14 protein-coding genes are annotated in these 18,840 nt (G+C 65.7%); 12 read left to right on the forward strand and 2 right to left on the reverse strand.

Translation table 11 applies throughout. The features are described from left to right. Window positions 1–65: 65 nt before the first annotated feature. The 4 genes from bcsA (at window position 66) to AC1RWL_RS09895 (ending at window position 7,317) form a co-directional block, all read left to right on the forward strand. Window positions 66–2,234: a UDP-forming cellulose synthase catalytic subunit gene (gene bcsA / locus AC1RWL_RS09880; RefSeq protein WP_493094919.1), complete on the forward strand. Its 2,169-nt coding sequence runs from the start codon at window positions 66–68 to the stop codon at window positions 2,232–2,234. Then, on the forward strand, window positions 2,231–4,585 hold the full coding sequence (locus tag AC1RWL_RS09885; protein WP_493094918.1) for a cellulose biosynthesis cyclic di-GMP-binding regulatory protein BcsB: 2,355 nt from the start codon (window positions 2,231–2,233) through the stop codon (window positions 4,583–4,585). Before bcsA ends, AC1RWL_RS09885 begins: the two co-directional genes overlap by 4 nt. 157 nt (window positions 4,586–4,742) lie before the next feature. After that, window positions 4,743–6,911, forward strand: a complete 2,169-nt coding sequence (locus AC1RWL_RS09890; protein WP_493094917.1) for a cellulose synthase — start codon at window positions 4,743–4,745, stop codon at window positions 6,909–6,911. 37 nt (window positions 6,912–6,948) lie between these two features. After that, window positions 6,949–7,317: a hypothetical protein gene (locus AC1RWL_RS09895; protein ID WP_493094916.1), complete on the forward strand. Its 369-nt coding sequence runs from the start codon at window positions 6,949–6,951 to the stop codon at window positions 7,315–7,317. On the opposite strand, the gene AC1RWL_RS09900 is transcribed toward AC1RWL_RS09895, so the two are convergent. Beyond that, entirely contained in the window at window positions 7,314–7,973 is a 660-nt protein-coding gene (locus AC1RWL_RS09900; protein ID WP_493094915.1) for a glutathione S-transferase family protein, read from the reverse strand. The genes AC1RWL_RS09895 and AC1RWL_RS09900 overlap by 4 nt on opposite strands. Before the next feature lie 66 nt (window positions 7,974–8,039). Continuing rightward, on the reverse strand, window positions 8,040–8,183 hold the full coding sequence (locus tag AC1RWL_RS09905; RefSeq protein WP_256117295.1) for a hypothetical protein: 144 nt from the start codon (window positions 8,181–8,183) through the stop codon (window positions 8,040–8,042). Window positions 8,184–8,311: 128 nt separating this feature from the next. Between AC1RWL_RS09905 and AC1RWL_RS09910 the strand changes: the two genes are divergently transcribed. From AC1RWL_RS09910 to AC1RWL_RS09945, 8 genes are all read left to right on the forward strand, one after another. Next, window positions 8,312–9,958: a phosphoethanolamine transferase gene (locus AC1RWL_RS09910; protein WP_493094914.1), complete on the forward strand. Its 1,647-nt coding sequence runs from the start codon at window positions 8,312–8,314 to the stop codon at window positions 9,956–9,958. A 113-nt stretch (window positions 9,959–10,071) separates the two neighbouring features. Further along, window positions 10,072–10,728, forward strand: coding sequence for a response regulator transcription factor (locus tag AC1RWL_RS09915; protein ID WP_493094913.1), 657 nt, complete (start codon window positions 10,072–10,074; stop codon window positions 10,726–10,728). Further along, entirely contained in the window at window positions 10,725–12,083 is a 1,359-nt protein-coding gene (locus AC1RWL_RS09920) for a histidine kinase dimerization/phospho-acceptor domain-containing protein (RefSeq protein ID WP_492646892.1), read from the forward strand. Before AC1RWL_RS09915 ends, AC1RWL_RS09920 begins: the two co-directional genes overlap by 4 nt. A gap of 176 nt (window positions 12,084–12,259) precedes the next feature. Beyond that, window positions 12,260–12,481 carry a hypothetical protein gene (locus AC1RWL_RS09925; protein ID WP_435267878.1) on the forward strand — a complete coding sequence of 74 codons (222 nt, stop codon included), beginning with the start codon at window positions 12,260–12,262 and terminating at the stop codon, window positions 12,479–12,481. A gap of 151 nt (window positions 12,482–12,632) precedes the next feature. Then, window positions 12,633–14,024, forward strand: a complete 1,392-nt coding sequence (locus tag AC1RWL_RS09930; protein ID WP_493094912.1) for a sigma-54-dependent transcriptional regulator — start codon at window positions 12,633–12,635, stop codon at window positions 14,022–14,024. Beyond that, complete coding sequence (locus AC1RWL_RS09935; RefSeq protein ID WP_493094911.1) at window positions 14,017–16,026, forward strand: sensor histidine kinase; 2,010 nt, start codon at window positions 14,017–14,019, stop codon at window positions 16,024–16,026. Before AC1RWL_RS09930 ends, AC1RWL_RS09935 begins: the two co-directional genes overlap by 8 nt. A gap of 240 nt (window positions 16,027–16,266) precedes the next feature. Further along, window positions 16,267–17,916 carry an OFA family MFS transporter gene (locus tag AC1RWL_RS09940; RefSeq protein WP_493094910.1) on the forward strand — a complete coding sequence of 550 codons (1,650 nt, stop codon included), beginning with the start codon at window positions 16,267–16,269 and terminating at the stop codon, window positions 17,914–17,916. A 117-nt stretch (window positions 17,917–18,033) separates the two neighbouring features. After that, the gene (locus AC1RWL_RS09945; RefSeq protein WP_493094909.1) at window positions 18,034–18,810 is read left to right on the forward strand and encodes an SDR family oxidoreductase; all 777 of its coding nucleotides are present in this window, start codon (window positions 18,034–18,036) and stop codon (window positions 18,808–18,810) included. Window positions 18,811–18,840 lie beyond the last annotated feature (30 nt).

The following is an 18,840-nucleotide window of genomic DNA, read 5'->3' on the forward strand; positions in this document are numbered from 1 at the left end:
ATTTTTCGTTAACATAATGGTGCGTAAGGTTTGCCCAAACGCGCTATGACGGCGAAGGACGGCGAATGAGACATATTGGCACGGTCATCCTGTGGGCGATGATTTCCGCCGTGGTGATCCTCGTGATCACGCTGCCCATCAACCTCCAGACCCAGCTTGTTGCCAGCATCGCGGTCGTCACCTTCATGGCGGTGATCAAGGTGTTGCGCGCCGAGGGAATCTGGCGGCTGATCGCGCTCGCCTTCGGTACGGCCGTCGTGCTGCGCTACGTCTATTGGCGCTCGACCAGCACGCTGCCGCCGCTGAACCAGCTGGAAAACTTCATTCCCGGCTTCCTGCTCTACCTCGCTGAAATGTACAGCGTGATGATGCTGGCGCTCAGCCTTTTCGTCGTCGCCATGCCGCTGCCGCCGCGCAAGAGCCGCGTCGCGGAGGTGGGCAAACTGCCCTCCGTCGACGTGTTCGTGCCGAGCTACAACGAGGATATCGGCCTTCTCGCCAACACGCTCGCCGCCGCCAAGGCGATGGATTATCCGGCGGAAAAGCTGACCGTCTGGCTGCTCGACGATGGCGGCACGGAGCAGAAGCGCAATGCGGCCGCCGTCATCGAGGCGCAGATGGCCGAAGCCCGCCACCGCGAACTCCAGGCGCTCTGCCGCGATCTTAACGTCAACTACCTGACCCGCGCCCGCAACGAACATGCCAAGGCCGGCAACATGAACAACGGCATGCAGCATTCGACAGGCGAACTCATCGCCATCTTCGATGCGGACCATGCGCCGGCGCGCGATTTTTTGCGCGAGACGGTGGGTTATTTCGCGGACGACCAGAAACTCTTCCTCGTCCAGACGCCGCACTTCTTCCTCAACCCGGATCCGCTGGAGCGCAACTTGCGCACCTTCGAGACAATGCCGAGCGAGAACGAGATGTTCTACGGCATCATCCAGCGCGGCCTCGACAAGTGGAACGCCTCGTTCTTCTGCGGCTCGGCGGCGGTGCTTCGGCGCACGGCGCTCAACGAGGCCGGCGGCTTTTCCGGCCTTTCGATCACCGAGGACTGCGAGACGGCGCTTGCGCTGCATTCGCGCGGCTGGAACAGCGTCTATGTCGACAAGCCGCTGATCGCCGGCCTGCAGCCCGCCACGTTCGCCAGCTTCATCGGCCAACGCAGCCGCTGGGCGCAGGGCATGATGCAGATCCTGCGCTTCCGCTTTCCGCTGTTCAAGCGCGGGCTCACCGTGCCGCAGCGCCTTTGCTACATGTCGTCGATGCTGTTTTGGTTGTTTCCGTTCCCGCGCACGATCTTCCTCTTCGCGCCGCTGTTCTACCTGTTCTTCGACCTCGAAATCTTCACGGCATCGGGCGGCGAGTTCCTCGGCTATACGCTCGCCTACATGCTCGTGAACCTGATGATGCAGAACTACCTTTACGGCTCGTTCCGCTGGCCGTGGATTTCCGAGCTCTACGAATATGTGCAGAGCGTGCATCTGCTGCCGGCCGTCGTCTCGGTGATGCTGAACCCGACCAAACCGACCTTCAAGGTGACGGCGAAGGACGAATCGATCGCGGTGGCGCGGCTGTCGGAAATCAGCCGGCCGTTCTTCGTCATCTTCGCCGTGCTGTTCATCGCCTTCCTGATGAGCATCTACCGCTTCTATTCCGAGCCCTACAAGGCGGACGTGACACTCGTCGTCGGCGCCTGGAACCTCTTGAACCTCCTCATCGCCGGCTGTGCACTCGGCGTCGTTTCGGAGCGCAGCGAGCGGGCGGCGAGCCGGCGCGTGACCGTCAAGCGGCGCTGCACCTTCGTCGCCGGCGGCCTGCACCATCCGGCCACGCTGGAGAACGTTTCGGCCCATGGCGCGCGCGTGCAGGTCTTCGGCCTGGAGGCGGAGCTTGCGACGGGTGTCCGCGGCGAGCTGCGTTTCACGCCCTATGGCTCCGATCACGAGGAAGCCCTGCCGGTCGATGTGCGCAATGTGGAAAACCAGGGCAGCGTGGTCGCCGTCGGTTGCCGTTTCCTGCCGGAGGAGGCGCGGCATCATTCGCTCGTCGCCGACCTGATCTTCGCCAATTCTAACCAGTGGAGCGATTTCCAGGTGTCGCGGCGCTACAATCCGGGCCTGTTCCGCGGCTCGCTGTGGTTCCTGGGCGTCGCCCTCTACCAGACGAGCCGCGGGCTCGTTTACTTCGCGCGCAGCTTCGGCGGCGGCAAGCGGGAGGCTGCACCATGATGCTGCTCCCTGCAAAAGCCGCGCTGCTTGGCCTCGCTTTCGCACTGACCGCGTCCGTCGCGTTCGGCCAGGATTCGACCGTGCCCTTCGACATGTCCGGCGAACGCGCGCCGGGCACGGAGCAGAAGCCGATCGTCGAGGGCGGCACGCCGGTGACGACGACCGAAACCAAGGAGCCGGAAAAGAAGGTTGCGACGCCCGATCCGCTGACCCGGCGCTATATCGTTCCCGCGACCTCGCTGCTTCTCGAAGGGGAGGCGGCAAGCCAGTCCTTCCCGGTCTTCCTGACCCCGCAGCAGGCCGAGAGCGCGACGTCGATCAACCTCGGTTATTCCAATGCCGTCGTGGTGGCGCCGGAATCCTCGCGGCTCACCGTCGTCGTCAACGACGTTTCGGTCGGCGAACTGCCAGTGCAATCGGCCGAAGGCACCAAGGACATGCGGTTCGACCTGCCCAAGGGCCTGCTCCGGCCGGGTCTCAACCGTGTCACCTTCAACGCCGTGCACCGCCACCGCACCGACTGTACGGTCCGCTCGACCTACGACCTGTGGACCGCGGTCGATCCGTCGCGCACCTTCCTGACGGTGCCGGCCGATACCAGCGGCCGGCTTCTGACCACCGACGACATCGCCGCCATCGGGCTTGGGCCGACCGGGCAGACGAAATTCGTCATGGTGGCGCCGGACATGGGCCAGCCGGTCGCCACCAATGCGCTGATGCGGCTGAGCCAGGGCCTCGCCCTGATGGCGAAGATGCCGAACCAGACGTTCGATATCGTTGACGCGTTGCCGGCGACGGCGGGTGCCGGCGAGATGACGGTGCTGGTCGGCACCGCCGACGACCTGGCGGCGATGCTGCCGAGCCTGCCGGTAACGGCGCGGTCCTCCGCGGTCGCCACCTTCGTCGATGCGCCGGCGGGTAACCGCAAGATCTTCGTCGTCAGCGGGCCGGACTGGCCCTCGATCGAGGGGGCGGTGGAGGGCATGCTGGCGCCCATCGACCGGCCGCTCGGCGTGACGCGCGAGGCGCTCAGCGTGCGCCAGCGCAATGCCACCGAAATGCCGCTGGTCTCCGGCGAGATGTCGCTGTCCTTCGCCTCGCTTGGCGTGCGCACCGGCGAGTTCACCGGGCGGCGCTACCGCACCGGCTTTGACATCGGCATCCCGTCGGATTTCTATGCGGATGCCTATGGCGAGGCGCGGCTGCTGCTCGATGCGGCCTATTCGCCGGAAGTGCTGCCGGGCAGCCATATCGACATCTATGTCAACGGCAACATCGCCACCACCGTGCCGATCACCAGCCGCAACGGCGGCATTTTCCGCCATCTGCCGATCCGCGTGACCATGCGGCATTTCCGGCCGGGGCCGAACCGCGTCGACATCGAGACCGTGCTGATGACGGAGGCGGACAAGATCTGCGCGCCGGGCGCCAGCGCCAGCGAGGAGCCGCGGTTCGCGCTGTTCGATTCGTCCGAATTCCGCATGCCGCGCTTTGCCCGCGTGGCGCGCTTGCCGAACCTGTCCGCTCTGTCCGGCACGGGTTTTCCCTATAACGGCCAGGTCGATCCGACCGCACTCTATCTCGACCGTCTCGACGCGGACACGCTTTCGACGAGCGCGACCTTCCTCGGCAAGATGGCGGTTTCGAGCGGGCGGGCGCTGCTGGTGCGGCCGGAATCCTCGGCGCTGGCGATCGGCGAGCGCAACGCCATTCTCGTCGGCACCATCTCGCAGCTTCCGCCGCTCGTGCTCGGCCAGACGCATATTGCCGCCGAAAGCGCCTCCTCCTGGGGCGGCCCGGCCGATGGCGGCGGGGAACGCGGCGCGACGCAGGAGGCCTTCGACGAATGGCAGTCGCGCGTGCGCGGCGGTTCGTGGCGCGGGCAGATTTCGGCGCTTGAAACCTGGTTGCAGGAGACGTTCGACATTTCGCTCTCTTCGCTGCGCCTATTGCCCGGCGAAGAGGAACTCGTCGTGCCGGACGACACCGCGCGCTTCCTGGTCGCACAGGGCAACAGCCCCGAGGAGACCGCGACCTGGACCGTGCTTTCCGCCCCCACCGGGGTCGATCTCAGGGCCGGCATGGCGGCAATGGCGCAGGACGACCGCTGGCAGCAGCTCGACGGTTATGTGAGCCTCGACAGCAAGGGCACGCAGGCGCTGGATACGCGCGCGGTGAGCCGCACTCGCTTCGTCTCCACGCAGCCCTGGACCTTTGCCAATATGCGGCTGGTCGCTGCGAACTGGCTGTCCTCGAATATTCTCGCCTATGCCGTGCTGTTTTGCGCGCTGGCGATCCTGCTCGGCATCGCGACTTCGGGTCTCCTTCGCCGCTTCGGACGGGGCGGTTGAGCGGCCCGTTTACCGGCGGTTAACCGTAACAGGGTTTTATCACAATTGGTTGGCTCTTCTTGGGGGACGCGGCGACGCGTTCCACGTTCATGGCGCATGGTGTCGTCGCGGTTCAAGCCGGAGCTTGGTGTTAGTGATGTACCGAAGGATATTCGGGATGAAGTCGATCCTGGTGGCGCTCGTCCTCGTCTCCGCCGGCGCGGCCAGCGTCGCAGGCGTGTCGTTCGGCGTGCCTGAAGGGCTGCGGAAAGGTTTGCCGCGCCTCGGCGCGGGAACCGACGATTTCGCCACCAGCAGCACGCAGGAAAGCCTTCCACGGCTCGCCAAGCAGGACCGCGTGGAAATCGCGCAAGCCCAGCAGACGGCGCAGGCGACGGGCACGGAGCAGACGCCGGTCACGGCGGTCACCGCGAACAAGCCGGTCGTCGACGAAAGTGCGCTGCGCTACTTCGCGGCACGCGGCGATACCGCCCGGCTGAACGCCGAGATCGCCCGGCTGCGCACGCTCTACCCCACCTGGATCCCGCCGGAAAATCCGCTCGCCGTGCCGGTCAACGAAGACAAGCAGCTCGAGGAGATGTGGGCGCTCTACAGCCAGTCGCGCTATGCCGACGTGCGCGCGGCGATCGCCAAGCGCCAGCAGGAAGACCCGCAATGGACGCCGCCCGCCGACCTCGTCGACCGTCTCGACGTGGCGGAGAAGCGCGCGGCCCTCGTCGCCGCCTCCAATGCCGGCAAGAGCGAGGATGTCGTGCGCCTCGGGGCGGAGACGCCGAGCCTGTTGACCTGCAGCGATGCCGACGTGCTCTGGCGCGTCGCCGAGGCCTTCGTGAAGACCGACCGCATGCAGCGCGGCAAGGATGCCTATGGCTATATGCTCGACAATTGCACGGACGGGCCGGTGCGCATCGCCACCGTGCAGAAGGCCTCGACCCTGCTCAAATATAGCGACATGCAGGACCTCATCGCCCGCGAGCGCACCGGCACGGACGGTGTCAAGGAATTCGAGACGATCCGCGGCGACCTTGCCCGCCGCTTCGTCGGCGAGGGCGACGAGGATGCCGCGATCACTGTGGCGCCCGCCTATCTGAAGATCGTCGAAAAGCTGGTTGCGGACGAGGGGCTTGCCTCCGATGCGCTGCTGCTCGGCTGGTATCACCTGCGCCGCGAGCAGAACGCTGCCGCCGAACCCTTCTTCCGCAAGGCGCGCGCCGTCGAGGATTCGGCCTCGGCTTCGCAGGGCCTCGCACTCATCCTGCTTGCCCGCAAGATGCCGATAGAGGCGGAAGATGTAATGTATGCCTGGCGCACCACCTCCGACCAGGCGATGGCGACCTATCTCGCCGCGACCGCCAACCTGCTCGCGCTCGATCCGCCGCCGAAGCTCGACGCCAAGGTGCTGAACCGCATTGCGCAGGTGACGCTTGAGGAAAAACACCCTGAGACCGGCGAACAGTTCGGCTGGTATGCGCTCGCCATGGACCAGCCGGCAACGGCTGAGGAATGGTTTGCCCAGGTGCTGAAGTGGAAGGCGGATTACGAACCCGCCGCCTATGGCCTCGGCGTGGCGCGGCTGCGGCTGGAGGACCTTGCCGGCCTTGCCGCGGTCAAGCAGGCCTGGGGCGAGCGCTCGGAACGCATCGCGCTGCTCGGCGAGCGCGACACCAGCGACGACGCGGCCCCCGTGCGGCGTGGGCGCGAGGCGCTCGTCGCGCGCACCCAGCGGCGCCTGCCGGCCCGCGAGACGGCGGTCGAAGAGGTCGCCCTGAAGCCGCAGCGCGTGGTGCGCACGGGGCGGCGGGCGGAAGGGGCCGTCGATTGCCGCAGCACGCGCGATCCGCGCAGCCTTTCCCCCGCGAGTGCGCTGTCGCTCGGCTGGTGCCTGATGGAGATTAACCGGCCGTTGGAAGCCGCGCAGGCCTTCGAGGCCGCGCTGTCCGGCGAGGGCCGTACACGCAGCGACGCCGCCTATGGCCAGAGCCTCGCCTATCTGCGCGCCGGCCTGACGAGCGACGCCGCCGTGGCGGCCACCAAGGCGACACTCGACCAGAGCCGCGGCGCCGAATTGCAGACCGCCATCCTCTCCGACCGCGCCGTCAGCAGTTTCAGGGCGAAACGGTTTCGCGAGACCCTGGTCTATCTCGACCAGCGGGCGCAGTTCCGCGCCGAGCCGACGGACCTGATGGTGCTGCGCGCCTATGCCTACAAGAACCTCGGCATGCGCATCGATGCACAACGGCTCTTCGAGGCGCTCAGCGAGACCGGCCGGCAGGACGCCATCCGCGCGCTTGCCGAGATGCGCCGGGAACGGGACGGACGGCAGTAACGCGATTTGGCCGCAATCGCCGGGGAGGATGTGGGCCATGCGTCTCGGTTTTCTCATCTTTGCGCTGCTTGTTTCGCCGGTCGCCGGGGCGGAAAACCTCTATGTCGTCTGCGACAATGGCCTTCGCTGCGTGAAGGCGCCGTGCCCGTCCTCCACCATGCGCAATCTCGAAACCGGCGAGGAATTCAGGGGCGTGGCTCCCGATATCAGCGGACTTGCGGAGGCCGATCAGCAACGTATCCGTGAAACGGATGCGCTCTACTATGGCAGGTTCGTGCTGAGCGGGCACACGGAAGACCGCGAGCAGGATATTGCCGGCAAGCGCCAGAGCCTGCCGGTCCTCGTCATCACCGGCATCGCGCGCGACTCCACGGCCGCCGAGCGGCGGCACTGCCGGGCCGGTTAATCGCGGTCGGGTGCACCGAGCGGGAAATACGCGCGGTACGGACGCCCTTCATCCACGGCGCGGGCGAAGGAGGGGCGGGCGAGCAGGCGCCGGCGATAGGCGTGCACGCGGGCGAAGGCCGGGTCGATGGCATGCGTCCAGTCCGCGTAGAACAGGAAGGGTGCGGCGGCGCAGTCGGCGAGCGTGAAGGCATCGCCGCAGGCCCAGAGCCTGCCCTCCATGTGCCGGTCGAGCCAGGCATAGGCGCATTCCAGCATCTTTCGCGCCTCGGCATCGCCGAGGGGATCGCGGTCCTTTTCCTGTCGGATGGCGTTGAAGACGATGCGCTGCTGCGGCGTCGAGACGTAGTTGTCGAAGAAGCGGTCCAGCATACGCACGTCGAGTGCCACCTTCGGATCGTCGGGGATGAGCTTGACCGGTCCCGGATAATAGAGCCCGAGATATTCGATGACCACGCTCGCCTCCATGACGGTGCGCTCGCCATCGACGAGGATCGGAAAGCGCTTGATCGGCCAGCGCGCCTCGAAATCCGCAAGCGTGTCGGGATCGTTGTGGTCGAGCATGCGGTATTCGAAATCGGTGCCGTTTTCATAAAGCGCGATCAGCGCCTTCTGGCAGTAGCTCGAGAAGGGATGGGCGTAGAGAACGGGTTTCATGGCAACCTCCGCGTCTGCGGAACGGTTGTCGCAAATCTGATTGCAAATTGCAACCGGATTTTGATGTCAGCCGGCGCGCAGCAGCAGCACCTGCCGCAGGCTCTCGCCATGCGGCCTGGAAAATTGCATCTGGGCGACCGGGATAGCCAGGACCAGGACGACCAGCGCCGTCACGAACAGCATTCCCGGATGCAGCAGTCTGGATTTCACGCGTCACCTCATACTCGAATGGCCGATCTATCCACGTCGAACCTGACGCCGCGCTGAACGTCGCGTTCAGCCGGCTGTCAGTTTGCTCCGCCAGGAAGCGCCGGACACAAGACGTGAAAGGACATCCGATGCGCGAAAGAACCGGCCCGGCCGGCAGAGCCGTTTTCTGGCGGCCGCAACTCGGCAGCATTGCGGTCAGCATCCTGACGGCGATCTATCTGCTGGCCTTGACCAACCGGAGCTTCTGGGAAAAGGGCTGGCTCTACCTCGATGGCCGGGCGACGACCTTCGCCTCCATCGTCATCGGCATCGCCTGCCTCTACATCGCGCTCTGCGTCGCCGTTTCGGTGAAATATGTGATGAAGCCGATCTTCATCCTGCTGATCCTGACGAGCGCGTCCGGCGCCTGGTTCATGGACAGCTACGGCGCGATCATCGACATGGAGATGCTGCGCAACGCGGCCGAGACGAACAGTGCAGAGGCCGGACACCTGATCACGCCGGGCTTTCTCTTCCACATGCTGGTCTTCGGGGTGCTGCCCTCGGCGCTTCTCGTCTGGGTGAACGTTCAGCATTACACGTTCTTCTGGAAACTGCGGGCCAATCTCGTCGTCGTCGTGCCGGCGCTCATCATCGCGCTGGTGGCCGGCTTCTCCCATGCCCGGGTCTACGCCGCCACCGCGCGCACGCATCGCGACTGGTTCCAGACGCTGAACCCCGTCATCCCGCTCGTCACCGCCGCCCGCTTCGCCGTCCGCCAGTCGGCAGACCGCAATGTGGTCGCCTCGCCCATCGGCGAGGACGCCCGGATCGGCGATGCGCCGCTTGGCACGCGCAAGCCGCGGCTGATGATCGTTGTTGCCGGCGAGACCGCTCGGGCCGACAATTTTTCGCTTGGCGGTTACGGTCGCGAGACCAATCCGGAACTGAAGGCGAAGGACATCCGCTATTTTTCCGACACGACGAGCTGCGGCACGGCGACGGCCGTCTCGCTGCCCTGCATGTTCTCCGTCTACACCCGCAGCGCCTATTCGCATGACAAGGGACTGGCGACGCAGAACCTGCTCGACGTGCTCTCCCATGCGGGCGTGGACGTCGAATGGTGGGACAACAATACCGGCAGCAAGAAGATCGCCGCACGCGTCAAGGAGCGTTCGCTGATCGAAGGCGGCGACCCGCATTATTGTTCAGGCGGCGAGTGCCGGGACCAGGTGCTGCTCGATAATCTCGACGGCTGGATCGGCTCCGTCCAGAAGGACACCGTGCTGGTTCTGCACCAGATCGGCAGCCACGGCCCGGCCTATTTCGAGCGCTATCCGCAGGAATTCCGCCGCTTCACGCCCGATTGCCGCACCGCCGAGTTTTCCGACTGCACGCGCGAGGAAATCGTCAACGCCTATGACAACACGATCCTCTATACGGACCACATTCTTGCCGGCGTGATCGACCGGCTGGAGAAGGAGCAGGGCCGGCTCGACGTCTCCATGCTCTATATGTCCGACCACGGCGAATCGCTCGGCGAATTCGGCCTCTACCTGCACGGCGCGCCCTATATGATCGCGCCGAGCCAGCAGACCCATGTGCCCTTCGTGCTGTGGCTGGGCAAGGCCGCCAAGGCCGCCTATTCGGCCGCCTGCCTCGATGCCGAGACCACGAAGCCGCAATCGCACGACAATCTCTTCCACACGGTGCTCGGCCTGATGCGGGTGGAGACGAAAGTGCGTGATCCGGCGCTCGATCTGGTTTCCCCTTGCCGGTCGGGGGCGCTCTCCTGATCGGCATGGGTGCTGGCAACGGGAACTGTCCCGTGTATTCTCCCGCTTCGGACGGTGATCGGCGCCGAAAGGCGCCTGCGAAAACCGTCGCAGCGATGCGGAGAGACGGGCATTTGAGAATTCTGCTGATCGAGGACGATGCCGTGCTGGGCGAGGCGGTGCGTGACTACGTTGCCGGGCTCGGCCATGCCGTCGACTGGATGCAGACGCTCGACGATGGCCGCACGGCCTCCGGCACGGTCGATTACGACCTCGTGCTGCTCGACTTGCGCCTGCCGGACGGGAGCGGGCTCAGCCTGCTCAAGGACCTGCGCCGCGCAGGCGCCGTCACGCCTGTCATCATCCTCACCGCGCATGACCAGATTTCCGACCGCATCGAGGGGCTGAACAGCGGGGCGGACGACTATCTCGTCAAGCCGTTCAATCTCGGCGAGCTCGGCGCGCGCATGCTCGCTGTCGCGCGGCGTTATGCCGGTGCCGCCGTTGCCGTGCTGGAAGCGGGGCCGCTGACCATCCAGCTGGCCGACCGCCGCGTGCTGCGCGAGGGCACCCCGGTCGATCTCTCCAGCCGGGAATGGGCAGTGCTGGCGCGGCTCGCCGCCCGGCCCGAAGCCATCGTCTCCAAGGGGCAGATCGAGGAGGCGCTCTATGCCTTCGGCTCGGAGATCGAGAGCAACACGGTGGAAGTCTATGTCAGCCGGCTGCGCAAGAAGCTCGGCAAGGATTGCGTCGAGACGCTGCGCGGCATCGGCTACAGGCTCGGCCGATGAGGAAGCCCTTCGCCTTCCCGCCGAAGAGCCTGGCCGGCCAGCTCATGCTGTGGATCACCGCGAGCGTCACGGCGCTGTGGCTTGTCGCCGTGGGTTTCGGTGCGCTGGTCATGCATGACGAGTTCGGCGAGATCTTCGACAGCTCGCTGCAGGAAACGGCGGAGCGGCTGGTGCCGCTGGTGGTCGACGACCTGCGCCGGCGAAACGACATCAACGAGCCGCGCCGCATCGAGCGCTCGCCGTCGCAGCCGGGCGAGGAATACCTGACCTACCAGGTGCGCGACGCGAATGGCCAGGTGCTGCTGCACTCGCACACGGCATCCGAACAGCCCTTCGAGGCACCGTTGAAGGTCGGTTTCCGCGATGGCGAGACGGGGCGGTTCTACACGGCCTCGACGCCGGACGGTTCCATCTTCGTGCAGGTGAAGGATTCTGCCGCGGAACGGCAGGAGGCGATGTTCGAAGGCACGCTCGCGCTGCTGCTGCCGGTGCTGCTCATCGTGCCGGTGACGGTGCTGGCCGTCTGGTTCGTCGTGCGGCGCGTGCTTTCGCCGGTCGAGACGCTGCGGGCGGCGATCGGCGAGAAGGACGGCGGCAATCTCGCGGCGATCGAGGCCGTTAGCCTGCCGCAGGAGCTTCAGCCGATCCTGCGTTCGGTCAATCTGCTGCTGGCGCGCCTGCGTTCGGTGCTCGCCGCCGAGCGGGAATTCACCTCGAACAGCGCGCATGAGCTGCGCACGCCCATTGCCGGCGCGCTGGCGCAGACGCAGCTTCTTCTCTCCGAGCTGAAGGACGCGCCGGTGCGCGCCCGTGCCCAGCAGATCGAGGCATCGCTGCAAAAACTCACAAAACTCACCGAAAAGCTGCTGCAGCTTGCCCGCGCGGAGGCCGGCATCGGCGTCAGCGAAACCACCTTCGACGTCGCCGATGTCGTCGGGGTCGTGGTGACGGATTTCCAGCGCGCATCGGAAGATGCGGGCCGCATCCGCTTCCGCAACGATTTCACCGGGCAGGGGCAACGCGAGGGCACCGCCGATGCCTTTGCCATCGTGCTGCGCAACCTCGTTGAAAACGCCCTGCTGCACGGGCGGGTAGACGAGCCGGTCGAGATCCTCCTGACGGGGGAAGGCAACGTACGCATTCTAAACGGGGCGGCCCGTTTGTCCGATGCGGAGCTGTCCACCGTGCGCAAACGCTTCTCCCGCGGCAAGACGCTTGCCGCCGGTTCCGGGCTCGGCCTGTCCATCGCCGACCGGCTGCTTGCGCAGATGCGCGCAAGCCTTGTCCTGACCTCGCCCATTCCCGGGCGTGTTGATGGATTCCAGGCAGACGTCATGTTTCCGGACGCCCGCTGACCGCATCATTGCGGCACCATCTGCGCCATTTCCGAACAGTCTCGTTTTCCAGCATTCCCGCCTTCCGCAGGGGCAGGCGGATACTCACAATTTTTTCCATTAGCATGTGAGAAATATGTGGCTTTCTGACTTATTCTGTGGTTTTCTGTGGTCATAATCAAGAAAAGGTGGGGAACATGGGTCGCAAACCGGAAGACTACGCGCGGCTGCTCGCCAGCGCGCTTTGCAAGTTGCATGCAGCGGAATGCCGTGGGGCATCGCCCCTCATCTCTGAAGACAGTGTGCGGGTGATTAGCGAAACCATCGCCGCGGCGATGGAAGATGCCCGGAAAATTCAAATAGATCAGGAACATGCGGCGATGCTTGAACGCCGCGAACGCATACATCTACATTCCTGACGTCTCTCCAGTCTGCGCCGCCGTGTGTGCTTGTGCTCGCGGCGGCGGCTTTTTATGGTAGGTGCTAGCAATTCCAGCAAACGTGTTGAGCTGTTTTGCGTTCGGAATTGCGCGATACGTCAAACGCGCCTGACCATCGGGAGGAGACGAGGTGCCGACTGAAGCCGCGCGCGTGGTGCGCGATACGTCCGCCGACCCGGAATTCGGGCCGTGGCTGGCGCAGGCCTCGATCCTCGTCGTCGATGACGAGCCGGGCATGCGCAACTTCCTGATGCGAACGCTTTCGCCGCGCTGCAAGCGGCTGGAGCTGGCCGCCGATACGGACGAGGCCTCGCGCAAGCTCGACCAGCACCATTTCGACGTGGTGATCCTCGACAACATCATGCCGCGCAAGAACGGCGTCGAATGGCTTGCCGAACAGCGCGCCATCGGCTTCTTCGCCGACGCCATCCTGATGACTGCCTATGCCGATCTGGAAACCGCCATCCAGGCGCTGCGCGCCGGCGCGGTCGATTTCGTGCTGAAGCCGTTCCGTTCCAACCAGTTGCTTAACGCGGTGGCGCGCTGCCTCGACCGCATCCGCCTGCAACGCGAAAACTACGTGCTGCGCTACGAGCTGAAGGCGACCTCCGACCATATCCTGCTGCGCGACCGGCTGATCGGCGAATCCTCGGCCATCGCCCGGGTGCGCGACACCATCGCCCGCGTTGCGCCGCTGCCGACGACGGTGCTGCTCACCGGCCAGTCCGGCACGGGCAAGGAAGTGGCGGCGCGCTCGCTGCACACGCTCTCCGACCGCGAGGCCAAACCCTTCGTGCCGGTCAATTGCGGGGCGATCCCGCCGGACATGATCGAAAGCGAGCTGTTCGGGCATCTCAAGGGCGCCTTCACCGGTGCCGAGCGGGCGCGCGAGGGCCTGTTCCTGCATGCGCAGGGCGGCACGCTGTTCCTCGACGAGATCAGCGAAATGCCGCCGGCAACGCAGAGCAAGCTGCTGCGCGTGCTGGAGGACCGCAAGGTGCGCCCCGTCGGCTCCGAGCGCGAGGTGCCGGTGGACCTGCGCTTCGTCTTCGCCACCAATGCGGAACTGGAGAAGGAGGTGCAGGCAGGGCGGTTCCGCGCCGACCTGTTCTTCCGCATCAATGTCATGCAGATCCATCTTCCGCCGCTGAAGGAGCGGGATGGCGACGCGGTGGAACTCGCGACGCTCTTCATGAAGAAGCTATCGGCCCAGCTCGCCATGCCGGCCGTGCCGATCGACGCGACGGTGCGCCGGGCGCTTTCGGCCTATGACTGGCCGGGCAATGTGCGCGAACTGCGCAACCTCATCGAGCGCACGCTGATCCTCGGCCGGTTCCCGGAGGGCTTCGGTTCCGGCGCGCCGGCATCGGCGGGCGAGGCGGGCGGGTCGCTTGCCGATGTCGAGCGGCGCCACATCCTGGCGGTGCTCTCCGCCTGCAACGGCCAGCGCGACGAGGCGGCGCGCCAGCTCGGCATTTCGCGCAAGACCATTGATCGAAAACTGGCTGCCTGGGATGGCTGACGGCAGGCACGCCATCCGGCCGGCGCGCTCGGTGCGCTACCGGCTGCTCGCCATCGCACTCCTTCCCATGCTGGTGATCCTGCCGCTCCTGCTCGGCGTCACGGTCTATCGCTGGAACGAGAAATTCGATGCGACGCTGATCTCCAAGGTCAATGGCGACCTGACGATCGCGCACCAGTATCTCGCCCACATCCTCGACAATACCGGCGAGCACGTCACCGCGCTCGGCGCCTCGGCGCGGTTCCGCGATGTCGCGAATGACGGTGCGGCGCTGAAGACCCTTCTGAACGACGCCCGGGCACGGCTGGAGCTCGATTTCCTCTATGTGATCGCGCCGGATGGCGGGCTCGTCGCCTCGGTGACCGAGGAGACCGCGGGTGCGCTTCGCACCGACTGGCCGGTCATTCGCGATGCGCTCGCGGGAAAACCCTCGACGGGGGTCGACATCTTCGAGAATGCCGACCTCGAAAAGCTCTCGCCCGATCTCGCCGCCCGCGCCAAGCTGCCGCTCGTCTCGACGCCGAACGCGGTGCCGACCGAGCGCAAGGAAGAGGCGCGCGGCATGGTCATACAGAGCGCCAGCCCCGTCACGCTCGGCGATGGGCGTCAGGCGGTGCTCGTCGGCGGCATCCTGCTCAACCAGAACCTCGTCTTCATCGACACGATCAACGACCTCGTCTACCGCGAGGCGAGCCTGCCGGAGGGCAGCCAGGGCACGGCGACGCTGTTCCTTGACGACGTGCGCATCAGCACCAATGTTCGGCTGTTCGAGGGGCGGCGCGCTCTGGGCACGCGCGTTTCCGCCGCCGTACGCTCGGCCGTGCTCGGCGAGGGGCGCACCTGGCTCGACAGCGCCTTCGTCGTCAACGACTGGTACATTTCCGCCTACGAGCCGATCACGGACAGCCACGGAAAACGCGTCGGCATGCTCTATGTCGGCTTCTTGGAAGCGCCGTTCACGGCAGCGAAATACCAGACGGTGCTCACCATCGTCGCTGCCTTCTTCGCCATCACGGCGGCGAGCGTGCCGATTTTCCTGCGCTGGGCGCGTGGCATCTTCGAGCCTTTGGAACGCGTCGACGCCACCATCGCGCGGGTGGAGAGCGGCGATCTCGGCGCGCGCACCGGCCCGGTCGACAGCCAGGACGAGATCGGCCGCGTCGCCGTGCATCTCGACGACCTCTTGAACCAGCTCGAACGAAGCGACCAGGAACTGCGCCGCTGGAACGAGGAGCTGAACGCGCGCGTCGACGAGCGCACCCGCGAGCTGCAACTCGCCAACCGCCAGCTTGAGGCAACGACCAAGCAGCTCATCCTCTCGGAAAAGCTCGCCGCCATCGGCGAGATCACGGCCGGCGTCGCGCACGAGATCAACAACCCGATCGCCGTCATGCAGGGCAATCTGGAGGTCGTGCGCGCCGTGGTGGGCGACCGGGCGGAACTGGCGAAGGTGGAGTTCCAGCTGCTCGACGAGCAGATCCAGCGCATCAGCCAGATCGTCACGAAACTCCTGCAATTCGCCAAGCCCGAGGAATTCGCCGGCTTCGTCGACCGCCATGCGCCGGGCCTTGCGGTGGCCGATTGCATGCCGCTCGTCCAGCACCTGCTGGCGAGGGCGGCGATCGAGGTACGGCTGGAAAACACCGCGGAGCGACTGGTGCTGATGAACCGCACCGAGCTGCAACAGGTCGTCGTCAACCTCGTCGTCAATGCCATTCATGCCATGCCGGATGGCGGGCGGCTGACGATTGCGACGCGCGATCGCGACCGCGACGGGCGGCCGGGCGTCGAGCTCGTCGTCAGCGATACGGGCGTCGGCATGGACACGGACCTCGTCGCCAAGGTTTTCGATCCGTTCTTCACCACCAAGCGGCAGGAGGGAACCGGCCTCGGCCTTTCCATCAGCCAGACGCTGGTGACGCGGCAGGGCGGCGCCATCGCGGTCGCCAGCCGTGCGGGTGAGGGCGCCACCTTCACGGTCTGGCTGCCCGAGGCCGACTGACCGGACAGTTTGTCCGTCGCATCCGGACAAACTGTCCATTCTGATTCCGCTCTTTCCTTCAAACCCTTGATTTTCCGGGAAATCCGCTTTGGCACGGGCCTTGCAAGGTTTCGCGCGGGAGGTTCGGTGGCTGGCGTTTCGCACGGAGGATGCGGGCGGGCGGTGCCGAAGGGGCGGTTTTCGCCCGGCTCCCCATCACGAAAATCTTCGCACCGAGGGGTGCGTCGCGGAGGAGACCCAATGACTGCATCGACCGAGACCTATGCCGGAACTTATTCCGGCAGCATCCTCGACCGGGAGCGCATTATCGCGAAACCCGGCTTCAACCGCTGGCTCGTTCCGCCGGCCGCCCTTGCCATCCATCTCTGTATCGGCATGGCCTATGGCTTCAGCGTGTTCTGGTTGCCGCTGTCCAAAGCCATTCCGGTAACGGATCCGGCCTGCGCCGATCTGAACCTCATCTCCGCACTCTTCACCACGAGCTGCAACTGGCGCGTCGCCGATCTCGGCTGGATCTACACGCTGTTCTTCGTGCTGCTCGGCTGCTCCGCCGCCATCTGGGGCGGTTGGCTGGAGCGCGTCGGCCCGCGCAAGGCGGGCTTCGTCTCGGCCTGCTGCTGGTGCGGCGGCATCGTCGTCGCAGCACTCGGCGTCATGAGCCATCAATTGTGGCTGATGTGGCTCGGTGCCGGCGTCATCGGCGGCGTCGGCCTCGGCCTCGGCTACATCTCCCCCGTTTCCACGCTGATCAAATGGTTCCCCGACCGGCGCGGCATGGCGACCGGCATGGCGATCATGGGCTTCGGCGGTGGCGCGATGATCGGTGCGCCTCTCGCCAACCTGCTGATGAACGCCTTCAAGACCGACGTCACCTCCGGCGTGTGGCAGACCTTCCTCGTGATGGCGGCGATCTATTTCTGCTTCATGATGGGCGGTGCCTTTGGCTATCGCATCCCGCCGGCCGGCTGGCGTCCGGAAGGCTGGACGCCGCCGGCCTCCAAGTCGACGATGATCACCACCAAGCACGTTCACCTGCGCGATGCGCACAAGACCACGCAGTTCTGGCTGATCTGGCTGGTGCTCTGCCTCAACGTCTCGGCCGGCATCGGCGTGATCGGCATGGCCTCGCCCATGCTGCAGGAAATCTTCGGTGGCCGCCTCATCGGTCAGCCGGACCTGACCTTCAGCCAGCTCGGCACCGATCAGAAGGCGGCCATCGCGGCGATTGCCGCCGGCTTCACCGGCCTGCTCTCGCTGTTCAACATCGGCGGGCGGTTCTTCTGGGCCTCGCTCTCTGACAAGATCGGCCGCAAGAACACCTATTACACCTTCTTCGTGCTCGGCATCGTGCTCTATGCCGCCGCACCCACCTTGGCCGACATGGGCAACAAGGCGCTCTTCGTGCTCGCCTTCGGCATCATCCTGTCGATGTATGGCGGTGGTTTTGCCACCATCCCGGCCTATCTCGCCGACATTTTCGGCACGCAGTTCGTGGGCGCGATCCATGGCCGCCTGCTGACGGCCTGGGCGACGGCCGGCATCGTCGGCCCCGTCGTGGTCAACTATATCCGCGAGGCGCAGATCGCCGCCGGCGTCGAGCCGGGGCCGTCGCTCTACACCGGCACGATGTATATCCTCGCCGGCATGCTGGCGGTGGGGCTCGTCGCCAATTCGCTGGTGCGGCCGCTTGCGGAGAAATGGTTCATGTCGGACGAAGAGGTCGCCTCGTTGCAGGCGAAGACGGCCGCGGCGAATGCCGGTCCGACCGGTTCCTTCGGCATCGGCAAGGGTGGCTTCGACGGCAAGGCGGCCATCGCCTGGGCCGTTGTCGGCATCCCGCTCATCTGGGGCATCTGGGTGACGGTCAAGAACACCGCCGCGTTGTTCTGAGAGCCTTCAAGGAACGCTTCGAAGCCCCCGGTTCGCGCCGGGGGCTTTCTTTTTGCCCCTTGCGGCGTTCCTGCATTTCGACCAAACGAGAGGGGTTGCAAACACGAGGAGGATGGCATGACCGAATGGGGCAGGACCGGCAAGGACAGGATCGCACTCGTCACGGGTGGCGGCACGGGCATCGGGCTTGCGGTTGCGCGCGGTCTCAGCGCCGAGGGTTATGCCGTCATCATCACCGGCCGCCGGGCCGCGGTGCTGGAGACGGCGGCGGCGGAGATTTCCGCTGAAACGGGCAATCCGGTGCGCGCCATCGCCTGTGATGTCGGCGATCCCGCGCAGGTCGCTGCGGCCTTCGAACAGGTGAAGCAGGACTTCGGCCGGCTCGACGTGCTGGTCAACAATGCCGGCTCGAACGTGTCGCCCGGGCTTTTGGAGGACATTCCCTTTGCGGAGTGGAACAACATCCTTGCAGCGAACCTGACGGGCGCCTTCCTCTGCACCCAGCAGGCCTTCAAGCTGATGAAGGACCAAACCCCGCGCGGCGGACGTATCATCAACAACGGTTCGATTTCCGCCACCGCGCCGCGGCCGAATTCGGCACCCTATACCGCGACGAAACACGCCATCACCGGCCTCACCAAGTCGACCGCGCTCGACGGCCGCAAATACGACATCGCCTGCGGCCAGATCGACATCGGCAACGCCGCGACCGACATGACGGCGCGAATGAATGCCGGCGTGCTCCAGGCCAATGGCGAGATCGCCAGCGAACCGACCATGTCGGTCAAACACGTCGCCGACGCCGTGATCTACATGGCCAGCCTGCCGCTCGACGCCAATGTCCTGACGATGACGGTGATGGCGACGGCGATGCCCTTCGTCGGGCGCGGGTAGGGCGGGATACCCCCCTCTGCCCTGCCGGGC

This window comes from Shinella sp. GW821-FHT10F02 (assembly GCF_058809275.1).

Excerpts from the sequence above, each read along its gene's own strand:
- bcsA (WP_493094919.1), top strand. The coding sequence starts at position 66 with ATGAGACATATTGGCACGGTCATCCTGTGGGCGATGATTTCCGCCGTG.
- AC1RWL_RS09885 (WP_493094918.1), top strand. The coding sequence starts at position 2,231 with ATGATGCTGCTCCCTGCAAAAGCCGCGCTGCTTGGCCTCGCTTTCGCA.
- AC1RWL_RS09890 (WP_493094917.1), top strand. The coding sequence starts at position 4,743 with ATGAAGTCGATCCTGGTGGCGCTCGTCCTCGTCTCCGCCGGCGCGGCC.
- AC1RWL_RS09895 (WP_493094916.1), top strand. The coding sequence starts at position 6,949 with ATGCGTCTCGGTTTTCTCATCTTTGCGCTGCTTGTTTCGCCGGTCGCC.
- AC1RWL_RS09900 (WP_493094915.1), bottom strand. The coding sequence starts at position 7,973 with ATGAAACCCGTTCTCTACGCCCATCCCTTCTCGAGCTACTGCCAGAAG.
- AC1RWL_RS09910 (WP_493094914.1), top strand. The coding sequence starts at position 8,312 with ATGCGCGAAAGAACCGGCCCGGCCGGCAGAGCCGTTTTCTGGCGGCCG.
- AC1RWL_RS09920 (WP_492646892.1), top strand. The coding sequence starts at position 10,725 with ATGAGGAAGCCCTTCGCCTTCCCGCCGAAGAGCCTGGCCGGCCAGCTC.
- AC1RWL_RS09925 (WP_435267878.1), top strand. The coding sequence starts at position 12,260 with ATGGGTCGCAAACCGGAAGACTACGCGCGGCTGCTCGCCAGCGCGCTT.
- AC1RWL_RS09935 (WP_493094911.1), top strand. The coding sequence starts at position 14,017 with ATGGCTGACGGCAGGCACGCCATCCGGCCGGCGCGCTCGGTGCGCTAC.
- AC1RWL_RS09940 (WP_493094910.1), top strand. The coding sequence starts at position 16,267 with ATGACTGCATCGACCGAGACCTATGCCGGAACTTATTCCGGCAGCATC.
- AC1RWL_RS09945 (WP_493094909.1), top strand. The coding sequence starts at position 18,034 with ATGACCGAATGGGGCAGGACCGGCAAGGACAGGATCGCACTCGTCACG.